Annotated in this window: 17 protein-coding genes; 11 read left to right on the top strand and 6 right to left on the bottom strand. The window is 71.4% G+C overall.

Annotation, left to right across the window (positions count from 1 at the left end; all coding sequences use genetic code 11):
- Complete coding sequence (locus MRBLMI12_RS04500) at nt 1-546, bottom strand: hypothetical protein (RefSeq protein WP_363354243.1); 546 nt, start codon at nt 544-546, stop codon at nt 1-3.
- A 76-nt stretch (nt 547-622) separates the two neighbouring features.
- Here MRBLMI12_RS04500 and MRBLMI12_RS04495 point away from each other — a divergent pair, with 76 nt between their 5' ends.
- Both MRBLMI12_RS04495 and MRBLMI12_RS04490 read left to right on the top strand, forming a co-directional pair.
- Entirely contained in the window at nt 623-1528 is a 906-nt protein-coding gene (locus MRBLMI12_RS04495; RefSeq protein WP_363354241.1) for a 1,4-dihydroxy-2-naphthoyl-CoA synthase, read from the top strand.
- A gap of 95 nt (nt 1529-1623) precedes the next feature.
- Complete coding sequence (locus MRBLMI12_RS04490; RefSeq protein WP_363354239.1) at nt 1624-2778, top strand: AMP-binding protein; 1155 nt, start codon at nt 1624-1626, stop codon at nt 2776-2778.
- A gap of 296 nt (nt 2779-3074) precedes the next feature.
- Here MRBLMI12_RS04490 and MRBLMI12_RS04485 read toward each other — a convergent pair whose 3' ends face one another.
- Nucleotides 3075-3458: a VOC family protein gene (locus MRBLMI12_RS04485; RefSeq protein ID WP_349428569.1), complete on the bottom strand. Its 384-nt coding sequence runs from the start codon at nt 3456-3458 to the stop codon at nt 3075-3077.
- A 91-nt stretch (nt 3459-3549) separates the two neighbouring features.
- Between MRBLMI12_RS04485 and MRBLMI12_RS04480 the strand changes: the two genes are divergently transcribed.
- Nucleotides 3550-4533 carry a 1,4-dihydroxy-2-naphthoate polyprenyltransferase gene (locus MRBLMI12_RS04480; protein ID WP_363354237.1) on the top strand — a complete coding sequence of 328 codons (984 nt, stop codon included), beginning with the start codon at nt 3550-3552 and terminating at the stop codon, nt 4531-4533.
- Nucleotides 4534-4687: 154 nt separating this feature from the next.
- Here the strand turns inward: MRBLMI12_RS04480 and MRBLMI12_RS04475 are convergent, their stop codons facing one another.
- On the bottom strand, nt 4688-4999 hold the full coding sequence (locus tag MRBLMI12_RS04475) for a DUF4229 domain-containing protein (RefSeq protein WP_349428567.1): 312 nt from the start codon (nt 4997-4999) through the stop codon (nt 4688-4690).
- Nucleotides 5000-5090: 91 nt separating this feature from the next.
- Between MRBLMI12_RS04475 and MRBLMI12_RS04470 the strand changes: the two genes are divergently transcribed.
- The 3 genes from MRBLMI12_RS04470 (at nt 5091) to MRBLMI12_RS04460 (ending at nt 8374) form a co-directional block, all read left to right on the top strand.
- Complete coding sequence (locus tag MRBLMI12_RS04470) at nt 5091-5597, top strand: PLDc N-terminal domain-containing protein (RefSeq protein WP_349428566.1); 507 nt, start codon at nt 5091-5093, stop codon at nt 5595-5597.
- Nucleotides 5560-7422, top strand: coding sequence for a 2-succinyl-5-enolpyruvyl-6-hydroxy-3-cyclohexene-1-carboxylic-acid synthase (gene menD, locus MRBLMI12_RS04465; RefSeq protein ID WP_414686187.1), 1863 nt, complete (start codon nt 5560-5562; stop codon nt 7420-7422). The genes MRBLMI12_RS04470 and menD overlap by 38 nt, the downstream gene beginning before the upstream one ends.
- A gap of 88 nt (nt 7423-7510) precedes the next feature.
- Entirely contained in the window at nt 7511-8374 is an 864-nt protein-coding gene (locus tag MRBLMI12_RS04460) for a polyphosphate kinase 2 family protein (RefSeq protein ID WP_363354233.1), read from the top strand.
- A 163-nt stretch (nt 8375-8537) separates the two neighbouring features.
- Here the strand turns inward: MRBLMI12_RS04460 and MRBLMI12_RS04455 are convergent, their stop codons facing one another.
- Complete coding sequence (locus tag MRBLMI12_RS04455) at nt 8538-9854, bottom strand: isochorismate synthase (protein WP_363354231.1); 1317 nt, start codon at nt 9852-9854, stop codon at nt 8538-8540.
- Nucleotides 9855-9876: 22 nt separating this feature from the next.
- On the opposite strand from MRBLMI12_RS04455, the gene MRBLMI12_RS04450 reads away from it, so the two are divergent.
- From MRBLMI12_RS04450 to MRBLMI12_RS04430, 5 genes are all read left to right on the top strand, one after another.
- Complete coding sequence (locus MRBLMI12_RS04450) at nt 9877-10599, top strand: DUF402 domain-containing protein (RefSeq protein ID WP_363354229.1); 723 nt, start codon at nt 9877-9879, stop codon at nt 10597-10599.
- Between the two features lie 10 nt (nt 10600-10609).
- Nucleotides 10610-11365, top strand: coding sequence for a demethylmenaquinone methyltransferase (locus tag MRBLMI12_RS04445; RefSeq protein WP_363354227.1), 756 nt, complete (start codon nt 10610-10612; stop codon nt 11363-11365).
- A gap of 247 nt (nt 11366-11612) precedes the next feature.
- Entirely contained in the window at nt 11613-12668 is a 1056-nt protein-coding gene (locus tag MRBLMI12_RS04440) for a polyprenyl synthetase family protein (RefSeq protein WP_363354225.1), read from the top strand.
- 77 nt (nt 12669-12745) lie between these two features.
- Entirely contained in the window at nt 12746-14119 is a 1374-nt protein-coding gene (locus MRBLMI12_RS04435) for an FAD-dependent oxidoreductase (protein WP_363354223.1), read from the top strand.
- 88 nt (nt 14120-14207) lie between these two features.
- Nucleotides 14208-15263, top strand: coding sequence for an alpha/beta hydrolase (locus MRBLMI12_RS04430; protein ID WP_363354221.1), 1056 nt, complete (start codon nt 14208-14210; stop codon nt 15261-15263).
- A 273-nt stretch (nt 15264-15536) separates the two neighbouring features.
- Here MRBLMI12_RS04430 and MRBLMI12_RS04425 read toward each other — a convergent pair whose 3' ends face one another.
- Entirely contained in the window at nt 15537-16013 is a 477-nt protein-coding gene (locus tag MRBLMI12_RS04425) for a hypothetical protein (RefSeq protein ID WP_363354220.1), read from the bottom strand.
- A gap of 6 nt (nt 16014-16019) precedes the next feature.
- Nucleotides 16020-16148, bottom strand: a complete 129-nt coding sequence (locus MRBLMI12_RS04420; RefSeq protein ID WP_349428556.1) for a hypothetical protein — start codon at nt 16146-16148, stop codon at nt 16020-16022.
- Between the last annotated feature and the right edge of the window lie 21 nt (nt 16149-16169).

Raw genomic sequence — 16169 nt, 5'->3', positions numbered from 1 at the left:
TCAGGTCGTCGGCGCGGCCGGCTCGCCGTTCAGCGTGAAGAGCAGCTCGAGCGACTCGCCCGGCTCGAGCTGGAGGGTCGAGAGTCCCTCCTCGGCATACGCCCACTCGCCGTCCGCGGGCTTGATCCAGAGCGACCAGTACGCGAAAGCGGCGGGCATCGACTCGCACGTCTCGAAGTAGTCCGACCCGTCCGCAGCGGGGATCGCGACGTCTTCGGCAGGGACGCCGTTGACGCGGCACACGACCTCGTCGCCGTACTCGTCGGTGCCCTCGGTCGTCACGTTCACGAGGGTGAGGGCGTCGGCCGCGGCGAGCGTCTCGTCGGTGCCGATGCACCACGCCTTGCTGTCGCCGTCCTCGAGGCTCGACGCGTCCACGGCGACGGTGATGCCGTCGTCGTCCCCGCAGGCGCTGTCGAGGATCGCGACAGTCTTGGTCTCGGCGGGCGTGGGGGTCGCGTCGGGCGAGCCCGTGCAGGCCACGAGGGTGAAGAGCAGGGCAGCGGATGCCGCGGCAGCGGCCACGGTGCGAAGAGTCGAGGTCACCGATCCAGGCTAGTTGGCGGGCAGTGGTGTCCGGTGGCGGATGACGCCCGCCGACGCGCCGCCGTAGGCTGGCCGGGTGAGCGTTTCGGAACTGTTCGACGAGGACGAGTGGATGCCGGCATCCGGCCAGACGGAGGGCGGTTACAGCGACATCACGTCCCACGTCTCGCGCGACGGCCGCATCGCCCGCATCGCGTTCCACCGCCCGGAGGTGCGCAACGCGTTTCGCCCGCACACGGTTGACGAGCTGTACCGGGCGCTCGACATCGCGCGTCAGGACCCGCGTATCGGGGTGGTGCTGCTCACCGGCAACGGACCGAGCCCCAAGGACGGCGGCTGGGCGTTCTGCTCCGGCGGCGACCAGCGCATCCGCGGGCGCGACGGCTACAAGTACTCCGACTCCGATGCCGTCACCGACCCGACCCGCGCCGGGCGGCTGCACATCCTCGAGGTGCAGCGGCTGATCCGCTTCATGCCCAAGGTCGTCATCGCCGTGATCCCCGGCTGGGCCGCGGGCGGTGGGCACTCGCTGCACGTCGTGTGCGACCTGTCGATCGCCTCGGCCGAGCACGGCCGGTTCAAGCAGACCGACGCGGATGTCGGATCCTTCGACGCGGGCTACGGCTCCGCCTACTTCGCGCGCCAGATCGGACAGAAGTTCGCGCGCGAGGTGTTCTTCCTCGCCGAGGAGTACTCGGCGCAGCGCGCATATGAGATGGGCGCGGTCAACCGGGTGGTGCCGCACGCCGACCTCGAGCGCGAGGCGCTCGCCATGTCGCGCACCATCCTCACCAAGTCGCCGACCGCGATCCGCATGCTGAAGTTCGCATTCAACGCCGTCGACGATGGCATGGTCGGCCAGCAGGTGTTCGCCGGCGAGGCGACCCGCCTGGCGTACGGCACCGACGAGGCCGTCGAGGGCCGCGACGCCTTCCTCGAGAAGCGCGACCCCGACTGGTCGCCGTACCCCTGGCACTTCTGAGGACCCGCCGTGCACGAACTCCTCGACAGCGCGCGACAGGGCTATGAGCCCGGCCAGTCCCGTCCGTGGCGCGCGCGTGGGGAGTCGATGTCCGCATGAAGCTCGAACCCGTCGTCGGCGACGATCCCCGCGAGATCCTCCGAGCCCTGCGCGGGGCGCTCCACGGCGCGGGTCCCGCGCTGGGCCTGGGGCTCGTGAGCGGGCTCCCGGGCGAGGTCCGGCCCGGAACGGCCGTCGTCGTGACGACATCGGGGTCCACCGGCATCCCCAAGAGTGTCGTGCTCAGTCGCGACGCCCTCACCGCGAGCGCGCTGGCGACCGCCGACCGCATCGGCGACGGCGCGTGGCTCCTGGCGCTGCCGGCGAGCTACGTCGCCGGGCTCCAGGTGCTGGTCCGCTCGCTCGTCGCCGACCGCGAGCCGGCGATCCTGTCCGGCGCTTTCACGCCCCAGTCCTTCGCCGCCGCCGCCCTGCTGATGGTGTCGACCGATCGAGGCGAGCGCGTCCCGACCTACACGTCGCTGGTGCCGGCCCAGCTGTCGAGACTGCTCGACGCCGCGGAGCACGACAGCTCGGTGCTCGCCGCCGTGCGCTCGTTCGAGACGATCCTCGTGGGCGGCCAGGCGCTGCCGGCCGCGACGCTCGAGCGCGCCGAGGCGGCGGGGGCGCGCATCGTCCGCACCTACGGCTCCACCGAGACCAGCGGCGGCTGCGTCTACGACGGCGTGCCGCTCGCGAACGTGCGGCTGCGCATCGAGCGCGGCGAGGTGCAGGTGTCGGGCCCGACCCTGGCCGAGGGCTACCTGGGCGATCACGTGCGGACGGATACCGTATTCCTCCGCGAGCGCGACGGCACGCGATGGTACCGCACCGGCGACGCCGGCCTGTTCGACGACGGCGTGCTGCGGGTGCGCGGGCGCATCGACAACGTCATCGTGTCGGGCGGCGTCAACGTCTCGCTCGACCGCGTCGAACGGATCGTGCGGGGGATACCCGGACTCCACACGGCCGTCGTCGTCGGGATCCCCGACGAGCGCTGGGGCGAGGCATCCGTCGTCGTCGCCTCCCGCGGCGAGGCGCTGCGCCGCAGCGAAGCGGTCCAGCTGCAGGAGGCGCGCACGGCTGTGCAGGCCGAGATCGGCGCGCACGCGCGTCCGTCGCGCCTCGTGCTCGTCGACGAACTGGCGACGCTGCCGTCAGGTAAGCCCGACCGCGAGGCCATCCGCCGCGCGGTCCTCGCCCTGCACTGATCAGCCTGCCCTCCGCTCGAGGCGCTGCCTCGTCCTCGCTGCCGGCCACGTCGTCACTGCGCTGGTCCTCAACTGAGGACGAGTGCCGAGACGAGGTCGATTTCGGCCGCTTCGATCCTCGTTTCGGCTCCGTTCCTCATCTGAGGAGCGCACTCCGCTCGTTCGATGAACCGCTTGTCCTCGTTCGAGGAGGCCCTTGGTGAATCCTGGCCTCATTTGAGGAACTCCGGTCCTCGTTTGAGGAACGCGCGGCTGTCCCACAGCCAGCCCGCCGCCCACCGAGCCCGGGGCGCGCGTCAGCTCTTCGGGTAAGGGCCCGTCTGCACCACGCAGAACCTGTTGCCCTCGGTGTCTTCGAGCACGACCCAGTCGGCGTCGTCGGGGTAGCCGTCCCAGTCGACCTCGCGGGCGCCGAGATCGAGGAGCCGCCGGATCTCGGCCGCCTGGTCTTCGGCGTAGAGGTCGAGGTGGATGCGCGGCGGGTAGTGCTGGGGATATCCGGTGACCGACAGGGCGAGGCTCGCGCCGGGCGCCGCCCAGTGGGCCTTGCCGGGCGGGTCGAGGATCACCCAGTCGTCGCTGGGCTCGCTGCGACTCTCGTAGCCGAGGGCGGAGCGCCAGAAGTCGCCGGCGCGGCCGATGTCTTCCACGGTGAGGACCGTGGATCCGATGCTCAACATGGCCTCCATGATCCGCGCGGCTCCCGACATGCGGCGAGGGGGTTGACGGCCGCGCCGGTCTTCATCGGCCGGACCCCTAAGATGTGCATTCGTGGCAGCAACCTCCAGCAAGAAGCGCGGCACCGCGGGCGCGAAGAAGCAGCAGTCTCGCGGGAACCCGCAGAAGTCGAACGTCTCGCGTGATCCCGCGCGCGTCGCGAAGCCCACCATCGGCGACTGGATCGGCGCGGCACGGCTGCGCACCCTGCCGCTGGCGATCACGCCGATCCTGGTCGGCACGGGCGCGGCGATCCTCGTGACCGACGTCTTCCACTGGGTGATCGCGCTGTTCTGCCTCATCGTCTCGGTGTCGCTGCAGATCGGCGTCAACTACGCCAACGACTACAGCGACGGCATCCGCGGCACCGACGACCACCGCGTCGGGCCTGCGCGCCTCACGGCGTCGCGCAAGGTCAAGCCACGCACCGTGCTGCTGGTGGCGCTGGCGTTCTTCGCGATCGCCGCGATCGCCGGTCTCGCCATCACGATCCGCACGCAGCAGTGGTGGCTCCTCGCGGTCGGCGCGGTCTGCCTCATCGCCGCATGGTTCTACACCGGAGGCAAGCGCCCCTACGGGTACTACGGCCTCGGCGAGCTCTTCGTCTTCGTGTTCTTCGGCCTCGTCGCCACCCTCGGCACGACCTGGGTGCAGGCGCTCGCACTTCCGCAGGAGGCCCGGTTCGGCGCCGTCGGCGTGGGACTCCTCGCGTGTGCGGTGCTCCTGGCCAACAACCTCCGCGACATCGACCAGGACCGCGTCGCAGGCAAGAAGACGCTCACCGTGCTCATCGGCCGCACCGCCACGCGCTGGCTGTTCACGGTGTTCGTGCTGGTCGCATTCCTGATCGCCGCCTTCCTCGCATGGATCGGCTACCCGATCGCGTGGCTCACGCTCCTCGCCCTGCTGGCGGGGCTGCCCGCGATCCTCATCGTCTGGACCTACCGCGATCCCCGCGAGCTGGTGGTCGCCCTCGGGCTCACCTCGCTCACCTCGGTCGCGTACGGCGCCTTCCTGATGTGGGCCTTCATCGGCTGAGACCGGATGCCGCGCCCCGCCCGGCGTCGCTGCTGGGAGCGAGCGTTTCGTCTCGCTCGTTCCTCGCTCGCTCAGCGACCGGGGCCAAGGTGCCGGTCGTTGAGCGGAGGGCGCTCTGGCGCCCGAAGTCGAAACGCCTCGAGCCCGCGGTTCGTCAGGCCCGGGAGTCCGGTGTCTTGTTGTCGGGAGCGCGGGGGTCTGTGGTGGCGTCCGCCGCGGCATCCTCCGCCTGCTCGTCGGTGACCGCGCTGCGCGACCGGGCACGGCGCTCGGCGAGACCCGACGTCGCGTCCTCGAGCGGCTTGCGCAGGAAGAGCACCGACAGGCTCAGGCCGATGAGCGCGGCGAAGATGGCGGCGAGCCAGTAGTACTCCTGCATGATCGGGAACAGCATCAGGATGCCGAACGGCACGAGGAACGCCAGCAGCCGCAGCACCGAGTAGACGATGGCCGAGCGCGCTTTCACCCGTCCATCCTACGTTCGACCCACGGGCGGGTTCGGCGACGGTTGCGTCACGGCACGCCCACGCCGGGCCGCGCCCGCCTAGGATGGGAAGATGCCTCGGGTGCTGTTGATACTGGCCCTGGTGGCGACCGCGTTCTGGGTCTTCACCATCGTCGATTGCGCGGTCCAGCCCCCGAGCCGCCACCGTGGTGTGAGCAAGCCGGTCTGGATCCTCATCGTCGTCCTACTGCCCGTCCTCGGCGGCCTGCTCTGGCTCATCGTCGGACGCGTGCGGGCCTCGTCCGTCGCCGCCCGCCGCGCGCCGGATGACGACCCCGAGTTCCTCGGCCGCATCGGCACGATCAGCGATCAGGACGAGCGCATCCGCCGCCTCGAGGAGGAGCTGGCGCAGCTCGACGCCGAGAGCGACGACCCCCGCTGGAGCCAGCCTCTCGGCCCGGCGGAATCCGACGACACCGCTGCTCCGGGTGGCACCGCCCCCGGAACGGCCGCCGCAGGCGGCACCGCCGCGCCGGGCACCCCGCCGCAGCCGAAGCCGCCGACCCGCCCCGCCGAGGGCGATGACGACGCCCGCGGCCAGCGCGGGGCCATCGGCTGACGTGACCGATACCCGCCGCGCCGCGGGCGCGCTCGACTCCGCGCCCGCGACCGACGCTGCCGTGGCGCTCCTGTGCCGGCTCGTGGAGCTCGGCCTGCGCCACGTCGTGCTCAGTCCCGGCTCGCGCTCGCAGTCGCTGGCGCTCGTCGCCGCCGAGCTCGAGCGGCGGGGCGCCATCCGCCTGCACGTGCGCATCGACGAGCGTGTCGCCGGCTTCACGGCGCTCGGCATCGGGCGGGAGACACGGATGCCGGCGGCCGTGGTCTGCACCTCCGGCACAGCGGTCGCCAACCTGCTGCCCGCCGCGCTCGAAGCCCACCACGCCGGTGTGCCGCTCCTGCTGCTCACGGCTGACCGCCCGCCCGAGCTGCGCGGCGTCGGCGCCAACCAGACCACGCGCCAGCCCGGGATGTTCGCACCCAGCGTGCGGCTCGAGGCCGACGTGCCGGTGCCGGAGGCGGTCGACCCGGACGGCACGCACGAGCAGAGCGCGATGCTGCGGGCGCTCGCCGACGAGGCCGTCGCCGCCGCCCTCGGCGCCGGAACGCGCGCGCCGGGCCCGGTCCACTTGAACCTGCCGTACCGCGAGCCGCTGGCCGGAGCGCTCCCCACGTGGATGGGCGTCCCCGCGGCGGAGCTCGACACCGCCGTCGACGACGACCCCGATGGGCCGCCCGTGGACGCCGAGGCCGAGGACGAGGCATCCGGAGCGCTCTACCAGGGCGGCGGCGGGATCGGCGAGTCCGACGTCCCTACCGAGCCGGAGGATGCGCCGCTCGTCCTCCAGCGCGGACCGCGCACGATCGTGCTCGCAGGAGCAGATGCCGGCGCCGAGGCCGAGGAGCTCGCGCACGTGGGCGGGTGGCCCCTCGTCGCCGAGATCGTGAGCGGTGCCCGCTTCGGGCGCCATCTCGTGCACGGATACCGGGAGCTGCTGCGCGAGCCCGAGCTCGGCGGTCGCATCGAGCGCGTGGTCGTGCTCGGGCACCCGACGCTCAGCCGCGAGGCCGCGGCGCTCCTCTCCGACGCGGATGTCGAGGTCGTGGCCGTGCGCGGCCCCGGCGAACCCCTCAACCTCAACGGCGTCACGTTCGCGGCCGACCGCATCGCCGTCGCGACGGGTGACCCCGACCGCGCCTGGCTCGGGGAATGGCTGCAGGCCTCGCGCGCGGCATCCGTCGATCTCACTCCTCCTGCCCCTGACGCCGACGGCCTCTCGTCGGCGGTCCCGGGGGAGCGGCTGGGTGCGATCGCCGCAGAGCTCGAGGTCATCCGCGCGCCGATCGATCGCGCCGCCCTCGTCGACGCCGTCTGGCGGGCCTCCTGGCCTCACGACCGCCTCGTGTTCGGCTCGTCGCGGCTGGTGCGGGTGGCCGATCAGGTGCTGGCGGGCAAGAAGGTGCCGGTGCATGCGAATCGCGGGCTCGCGGGCATCGACGGCACGATCGCCACCGCGACCGGCATCGCGGTGGCGAGCCAGTCGGCCGGCGTCGCGGGCGTCACGCGCGTGCTGCTGGGCGACCTCGCACTGCTGCACGACGTCGGCGCCCTGCTGCTGCCGCCGCACGAGGAGCAGCCGCGCATCCAGCTCGTGGTCGGCAACGACGGCGGCGGCACCATCTTCGACGGACTGGAGGTGGCCGCCGTGGCAGGCTCCGAGGTCATGGATCGAGTGCTGTACACGCCGCACGAGGTGAACCTCGAACAGCTCGCGCTCGCGTACGGCTGGGAGTACCGGCGGGTCACGACCCGGTCCGCGCTCGATCAGGCGCTCACGACGGCGGTCGAGGGTCGCCAGCTCATCGAAGTGCCGCTGGAGCGCTGACCGACGCGCCCGATCGTCGCGCACAGATCCGGCGCGCGCGGTGGGTCGATCCTGGTCGCCGCCGGCCGAAGCACGCCATGATGGCTCCATGATCGCCTCGAGTCAGAAGCACTGGATCGGCGACGTCGCCGATCTCCTCCGGGTCGGCGAGGGGTTCCGCCTCGCCGACGTCGACACCCGTTCGACGCCGGGTTATGCGAAGGACAAGGTCCAGGCCGCGGAGGACCTGGAGGCGGGCGCGGCCGAACTCGACGAGTATCAGGAGCGGCTCTACGCGCGCAGCCGCGTGGACGCGACGGATGCCGCCGTGCTGCTGGTGCTGCAGGCCATGGACTCGGCCGGCAAGGGCGGGATCATCCGGCACGTGGTCGGCTCGGTCGACCCGCAGGGCGTCGTGCTCTCGGCGTTCAAGAAGCCGACCCCTGAAGAGCTCGAGCACGACTTCCTGTGGCGGGTCGAGCGGCGTCTTCCGGTGTCGGGGCTCATCGGCGTCTTCGACCGCTCGCATTACGAGGACGTGCTGATCGGCCGCGTGCGACAGCTCGCGCCTGCCGAAGAGATCGAGCGCCGCTACGGCGCCATCAACGAGTTCGAGAAGCGCCTCACCGACACCGGGACCCGGGTCGTCAAGGTGATGCTGCACATCTCGCCCGAGGAGCAGAAGTCGCGGCTCATGGAGCGGCTCGAGCGGCCCGACAAGCACTGGAAGTACAACCCCGGCGACGTCGACGAGCGGGAGCTCTGGCCGTCGTACATGGCGGCGTACCAGACCGTCTTCGAGCGCACCTCGACCGATCACGCTCCGTGGCATGTCGTGCCCGCCGACCGCAAGTGGTACGCGCGCCTGGCGGTGCAGCACCTGCTCCTCGAGGCTCTGGAGGAGATCGACCCGCACTGGCCGGTGGCGACCTTCGACGTCGAGGCCGAGAAGGCGCGGCTCGCCGCGAGCTGACGTCGCCTCCGCGCGCTGCCGTCGCCTCCGCGCGCTGACGTCGCCTCCGCGCGCTGCGTTCGCGCGAGACGACAGTGCGCGGACGAGACGGTGGGGTTCACCCACCGTCTCGTCCGTGCCTTGTGGTCTCGCCAGGATGCACGCTCCACCCCCGGGGCGACGCTCAGGCGAGGGCGTCGACGATGGGGCGGAACTTCACGCGGGTCTCGAGCAGCTCCGTCTCGGGGTTGCTCTGTGCGACGATTCCAGCGCCGGCGTGGGCGACGACGGGAATGGTGTCGCTGTCGGCCGCGTCCGCCGGGGCCGGTTCCTGAGCCCGTCGAGGGGTCGCGCCGATCTGGGCGCACCGCAGGGCGATGGCCCACTCGCCGTTCCCGTCGCCGTCGACCCACCCGACCGGGCCGGCGTACCGGCGGCGGTCGAACGGCTCGAGTCGGCGGATGAGGTCGAGCGCGGCATCCCGTGGCGTCCCGGCGACGGCCGCCGTCGGATGCAGCGCCGCCACGAGGTCGAGCGCCGAGGCGTGGTCGGCGAGGTCGCCGGCGACATCGGTCGCCAGATGCCACAGGTTCGGCAGCTTGAGCGTGAAGGGCTCGGGATCGGCGCTCAGGTGGCTGACGTGCGGACCGAGCGTCGCGAGCACGCTCTGCACGGCGTAGCGGTGCTCGTCGAGGTCCTTCCCGCTGTGCGCGAGGGAGGTGGATGCCGCGGTGTCGTCGTGCGCGTCGGTGCCGCGGGGGATCGTCCCGGCGAGCACGCGTGCGGTCACGACGCCGCGCGAGGCCGTCACGAGGGTCTCGGGGCTCGCGCCGATGAGCCCGTCGACGGCGAAGGTCCAGGTGTCGGGATAGTCGTCGGCCAGGGCGCGGACGAGCCTGCGCAGGTCGGCGCCGGCCGGGATCGTGCCCACGAGGTCGCGCGCGAGCACGACCTTCTCGAGCTCGCCGCGGACGATCGCGTCCACGGCCTGCCGCACCGCGGCCTGATAGCCGGCCGGGTTGAGAGTGCCGGGGCCGAGGGTCGCCGACCAGTAGGGGCCGTACGGCGTCGGCTCGACAGCGGCGACGTGAAGCTCGGTGTCGGCCGTGCGGATGCGGGTCACCCATGACCGCCCGTGATGGCGACCGATGACGGTCTGCGGGACCACGAGACGGCTCGTGCCTGAAGAGCTGTCGTCGAAGACGAACGTGCCGAAGGCGACGAGACCCGTGCCCGGAAGGCCCACCGGGTCGTCGACCTCGGCTGCCTCGGCGATCCGGCGCCATGTGTCGGCCGGAGTCGCCAGGGTCGCAGGGGCGAGGCCGGGATCGCTCTGCGGCCCCCGCTCGTACCCGCCCACGGATCCGATGCCGACGATGCCGTCGCCGCGCCGCAGCCACGCGAGCGGCTCGTCGGGCGAGGCGTACGTGAGGAGGTCGTCGACGTGCTCGATCTCGCGGGTCTCGACCACCAGCTGGGGCGGGCGGAGCGCAGATGTCACGCCTCCAGCCTAGACTCGCGAGGTGACCGCCGACGCCGACGAGCAGCCTCATCCGCACCATCCCGACCGACCCGCAGTCGGGACCGCGCTGCAGTTCCGCTGGCGCAAGTGGGACGGCGGCGCCCACTGGGTCAACGACGAGATCTACCTCGGCAGCGATCGCTGGGGTGACTGGCTCGGGCAGCCCGCCGGCTGGAACAACGCGCGACCGGGGCGCGAGTTCGCCGCCGAGCACGACAGCGTCACGCTGATCCCGCCGAGCGGCGACTTCGCCTACACGCACAACGCCGCCCCGCACTCGACGCGCGTGTACATCGACATCGCCTGGGATGTGCGATGGGATGCCGGCCTCCCGACCGGGATCGACATGGACCTCGACGTCGTCCGGCGCGAGCCCGCGCAACCGTACCTCGACCGCGATGGCGTGCTGCGCAGCCCCGGCGACGTCTATATCGAGGACCGCGACGAGTGGGACGAGCACCGCGTCGCCTACCACTACCCGCTCGACCTGGTGGAGAGGCTCGAGTCCGTCGCCGTCGAGCTCGAAGGGCGCGTGCGCGCAGACCTCGCTCCGTTCGACGACGCGACCGCCCTGCACTGGCTCGCCCGCCTGGCCGCGCTGACGCCGGTGGCACAGCCCGCGCGGGTCACGTTCCCAGAGCACGACGCCGACGATCGTGACGCAGACACGACGGCCGCCGACCCCGCCCGCCCTGGCCCCGCTCGGCCGGGCAGCGCCGCCTAGACTCGAAGCCGTGGCATCCCACCCCTCCGATCACGAGCCGAATCGCGCCGACCTGCACAAGGATCCCTCGCGCGTGAGCGGCATGTTCGACCAGGTCGCCGCCGGCTACGACCGCACCAACACCGTGCTCAGCATGGGCAACGACCGGTTCTGGCGTGCTGCGACGACGCGCGCGGTCGACCCTCGTCCCGGCCAGCGCATCCTCGATCTCGCCGCCGGCACCGGCGCGTCCAGCGTGGCGCTCGCCGGCCGCGGCGCCGACGTGGTCGCGGCGGACTTCTCGCCCGGCATGATCGCCGAGGGCGAGCGCCGGCACGGGGCAGGTGCGCCGGGCGGCGGCATCCGGAATCTGTCGTTCGTGCAGGCGGACGCGACCGCGCTCCCGTTCGGCGACGACGAGTTCGACACCGTCACGATGTCGTTCGGGTTGCGCAACGTCAACGAGCCGAAGAAGGCGCTGCGCGAGCTGCTGCGCGTGACGAAGCCGGGCGGGCGACTCGTGATCTGCGAGTTCTCGCGCCCGCCGTCGAAGACCTTCAACGGGCTCTACCGCTTCTACAACGACCGCGTGCTGCCGGTCGTCGCGAAGACCGTGAGCTCGAACGCCGAGGCGTACGACTACCTGAACGAGTCGATCCGCGACTGGCCCGACCAGCGCACCCTGGCGGCCTGGATCCGTGAGGCGGGGTGGACGAACGTCGCCCACCGCAACCTCTCGATGGGCATCGTCGCGCTGCACCGGGCTACGAAGCCTACCGGTCGTTGAGCGAGCGATCCCTCGGTCGTTGAGCGAGCGAAGCGAGACGAAACGCCTCGAACCACTCTGATGCGCCGGGTGCAGGCGTTTCGTCTCGCTCGTTCCTCGCTCGCTCAACGACCGCGTTCCAAGCTCGCTCAACGACCGCGTTCCCAGCTCGCTCGACGACCGCGTTCCTCGCTCGCTCGACGACCGGGACCTCAGGTCCTCGCCGACCGTGGGACGAGGGCAAACGCGCCCCCGGTAGGCTGGGCATGTGACACCGACAGCGCCGGGCTCGCACATCGCGGGCAAGCTGGGCCTGACCGACCGCATCTTCGCGGGCGCGCGATCGCGCAGCCTGCTCAAGACCGTCGAGGCGGGCCTGAAGCGCGTCGACAGCGCCCTCGAGCGCGAACTGCGTGTCGCCGACACCCTGGCCGACGCCACCAGCCGCTACCTGTACGACGCCGGCGGCAAGCGTGTGCGCCCGATGCTCGCGCTGCTGACCGCCCAGCTGGGGGAGGGCGCGACCGACGAGGTCATCCAGGCCGCCACGGCGCTCGAGATGACCCACCTCGGCTCGCTCTACCACGACGACGTGATGGATGCCGCCGACAAGCGCCGCGGTGTGCCCAGCGCCCACGCGGTGTGGGGCAACAACGTCGCGATCCTCACCGGCGACCTGCTGTTCTCGCGCGCGAGCCAGATCATGGCCCGCCATGGCGACCGCGCCATCCGGCTGCAGGCTGACACGTTCGAGCGGCTCGTGCTCGGTCAGATGCATGAGACGGTGGGCCCGTCCGAGACCGACGATCGCGTCGAGTTCTATCTGAACGTCCTCTCAGACAAGACCGGCTCGCTGATCGCCGCCGCTGCGCAGTCGGGCGTGATCTTCTCGAACGGTCCTGCGGAGTTCGAAGAGCCGATGGTGACGTTCGGCGAGAAGGCCGGCGTCGCGTTCCAGCTTCTCGACGACGTCATCGATCTGTCCGCCGACCCGGTCGAGACGGGCAAGGTTCCCGGCACCGACCTGCGCGCCGGCGTGCCGACGATGCCCTACCTCGTGCTCGGCGAGCGGAAGGATGCCGCATCCGTCGAGCTGCGCGCACGCATCGACGACGGCGTCGCGCGCATCGCCGACGGCGCCGATCCCTCGATCCTCGACGAGCCGCTCGCGCAGCTGCGCGATCACGAGGCGACCGAAGCCACCCTCGACCTCGCGCACGCGTGGTCGACCCAGGCGATCGAGGCGCTCGCGCCGCTCCCGGACGGCGCCGTGCGCGAGGCCCTCACCCGTTTCGCGCAGGCTGTCGCCGACCGCTCCAGTTAGACGTTCCCGCGTTTCGTCTCGCTTCGCTCGCTCAACGACCGGGGAGTGCGACGAGCCGAGTTCCCGAAAGGACCCCCATGACCAAGCTCCGGCTGGCGATCGTCGGTGCAGGACCGGCAGGCATCTACGCCGCCGACATCCTGCTGAAGGCCGAGCGCAAGTTCGACGTGTCGATCGACCTGTTCGAGCAGCTGCCCGCTCCTTACGGGCTGGTCCGCTACGGCGTCGCCCCCGACCACCCGCGCATCAAGGGCATCATCACGGCGCTGCGCGAGGTGCTCGACCGCGGCGACATCCGCATCTTCGGCAATGTGCGCTTCGGCGAGGACATCACCCTCGACGACCTCAAGCACCACTACCACGCCGTGATCTTCGCCACCGGGGCCATCCGCGACACCGACCTCGACATCCCGGGCATCGATGCAGCCGGCTCGTACGGCGCGGCCGACTTCGTGAGCTGGTTCGACGGGCACCCGGACGTGCCGCGCGAATGGCCGCTGGATGCGGCATCCGTCGCCGTCCTCGGCAACGGCAACGTCGCCCTCGATGTGTCGCGCATGCTGGCCAAGCACGCCGAGGACCTGCTGCCCACAGAGATCCCCGACAACGTCTACGAGGGCCTCGCCGCCTCGAACGTGACCGACGTGCACGTGTTCGGCCGCCGCGGGCCCGCGAACGTCAAGTTCACACCGCTGGAGCTCCGCGAACTCGGCGAGCTGCGCGACGTCGACATGGTGGTCTACGACGAGGACTTCGACTACGACGACGCGGCGCGCGCCGCCATCGCGAGCAACAAGCAGGTCATGGTCATCGACCGCGTGCTGCAGTCGTGGCGCAAGCGCGACTCGGTCAACAACGCCGGGGGCACGGCATCCCGCCGCCTGCACCTGCACTTCTACGCGAAGCCGTTGGAGGTCAAGACGGATGCCGAGGGCCGCGTGTCGGCGCTCGTCTACGAGCGGACCCGCCCTGACGGCGAGGGCGGTGTGGTCGGCACCGGCGAGCTGCGCGAGCTGCCGATCCAGGCGCTGTACCGTGCCGTCGGCTACTTCGGCTCGCCGCTGCCCGGTGTGCCATTCGACAAACGGCACGGCGTCATTCCCAACCGCGAGGGCCAGGTGCTGAGCAAGGACTCGAACCAGCGGGTCAACGGCGTGTACGCCACCGGCTGGATCAAGCGCGGACCCGTCGGCCTCATCGGTCACACCAAGTCCGACGCGATGGAGACCATCCGCCATCTGATCAACGATCAGGGCACGTGGTGGCAGCCGGCCGACCCCTCGGAGGCGTCCATCCCTGAGCTGCTCGCCTCGCGCGGCGTGGCGTGGACCGACCTGGAGGGCTGGCACCGCCTCGACGAGCACGAGGTCGCGCTCGGCGCCCCGCACGAGCGGGCGCGCGTCAAGGTCGTGCCGCGCGACGAGATGGTGACGATCTCGCGCGGCGAGTAGCGGGCCCGGCCGTCGCGCCTGTCGGCGCGGCGGCGCACACTCCGACGGCTGAGCCGGCCCGAGCGCAGCGCCCCCGTAGGCTGAGCGCATGGCCGGGCCATCCCAGACGTGGGTCCCCGACGTCCTCGGGGAGCCGTTCGAGCAGCTGACGCTGTCCCTCGGTGTGGCGGGCGAGCACGGGGATCTCGTCGCCACCCTGGTCCGCAGCATCCCGAACCCGGTGGTGACAGCTTTCGCGCCGCTGCGGGACGTCGACGTGCTGTACGTGCACGGCTGGTCCGACTACTTCTTCCAGCGCGAGCTCGCGCGGTTCTGGACCCACCGCGGGGCGCGGTTCTTCGCCCTCGACCTGCGCCGCTACGGCCGCAGCCTGCGCGACGGTCAGTCTCCGGGCTACATCGACTCGCTCGACGACTACGACGTCGACATCGAGGCCGCTCTGCGGGCAATGGGCCACCACCCGGCGGCGACCGGCAACGGACGCGGACCCCATGCCGGGGCGAAACCGGACAGGCGGGCCGCGCGGAAGGGTCGGCGGCTCGTGCTCATGGGCCATTCGACCGGCGGTCTCACGCTCACGCTGTGGGCCGCGCGCCATCCGGGGCGCGCCGACGCGCTCGTGCTGAACAGCCCGTGGCTCGAATTGCAGCTCGGCCCGCTCGGGCGTCAGGCCCTTGCGCCCCTGGTCGACATGCGTGCACGCCTCGATCCGCGAGGCACCCAGCCTGCCGTCGACTTCGGCTTCTACACGCGCGCCCAGGATGAGATCGGCAGCCTTCCCAACGGCGAGCATCGGGCGCTCTGGCGGCCCGACCGTGGGTTTCCGACGGCGCCCGGCTGGCTGTCCGCCGTCATGGCGGGGCATCGCCGCGTCGCGTCGGGCATCGACGTCGGCTGCCCTGCGATGGTGCTGCTGTCGACGGCCTCGACGCCTCCGCTCGCATGGCGCGAATCGATGACGTCGACGGACTCGGTGCTGGTCGTCGACGACATCGCCCGAGCCTCCACCAAGGTCGGCGAACTCGTGACGATCGCCCGGATCGAAGGCGCGATCCACGACGTGTTCCTTTCACGTGACGAACCCCGCGCGCAGGCGTACGATGCTCTCGACCGTTGGGTGAAGGGGTACGTCGTACCGGACTGATGGACCCGAAAATGTCCCCCGAAGAGGGGACAGCGGACACCTAGGAGCCCGGGTTAAGCTGTACGGGAGATGTCCCCAGCATCTCAGGGAAGGCCCTCCCCAAAGAATCCTTCCCAAACCGTCGTCGAGCGCCGCTAACCGGGGGGTTGGTGAGCGAGAGCAGACGACGACAGGCCCCGGGTGTCCCCAGCACCCGGGGCCTTTATCGTTGATCGGGCCCGGCGGCGCGTCGTCCCGGCCGTGCGACCGGGTCGCCGTGCGCGGGGGAGTGGCTCAGTCGGCGTGGCGGGCGAGCACGCGGATGAGCAGCACGTAGGTCGTGAGCGACAGCACGTATCCCAGCAGGTAGACGACGAGCTCCTGCGCCAGGAAGCGGCTGTAGTCGAGCACGCCGTCGGTGAGCGCGGGTGAACTCAGACCGAGGAAATACGCAGCGGTCTGTCCGGCGGCGAAGATCCCCAGGAGCGCGAGGACCGCCAGGAGCGCGAGCCAGATGCGGGTGCGCCACACCCGGGCGGTCGCGGCCATCGCTGTCGTCGCGGTCCACGCGGGGACCTCGGGATCCAGCCAGCCGTTCACCTTGGGGATCAGGATGATCGCCGCGATGAACGCCGCGTTGAGGAGGGTGCCGCCGACGCCGCTGAATGCGGCGATGCCGGTGTCACCGCGTACCAGCGTCGGGATCAGGAGGATGACGAGCACCGGCAGCGTCGCGACGACGGCCGACATCACGGCCCGGACAAAGCGCACGGCGCGTCAGCGTTCGTCGGCGAGCCGCGCCGCGATGGCGGTGCGTCGTCGGGTGATGTGGGCAGGCACGCGATTCCGGGGTGCTCCGTCGGGGGTCACGGGCGCGGATCGCTGGTCCGGCTGAGGAGTGGCCATGGGGGCATGGTATTGCACCGA

Origin of the sequence: Microbacterium sp. LMI12-1-1.1 (assembly GCF_040676455.1) — a bacterium.
GTDB lineage: Bacteria > Actinomycetota > Actinomycetes > Actinomycetales > Microbacteriaceae > Microbacterium.
Note: the sequence above shows the minus strand (reverse complement) of the source record. Positions and strands in the feature narration are given on the sequence as shown.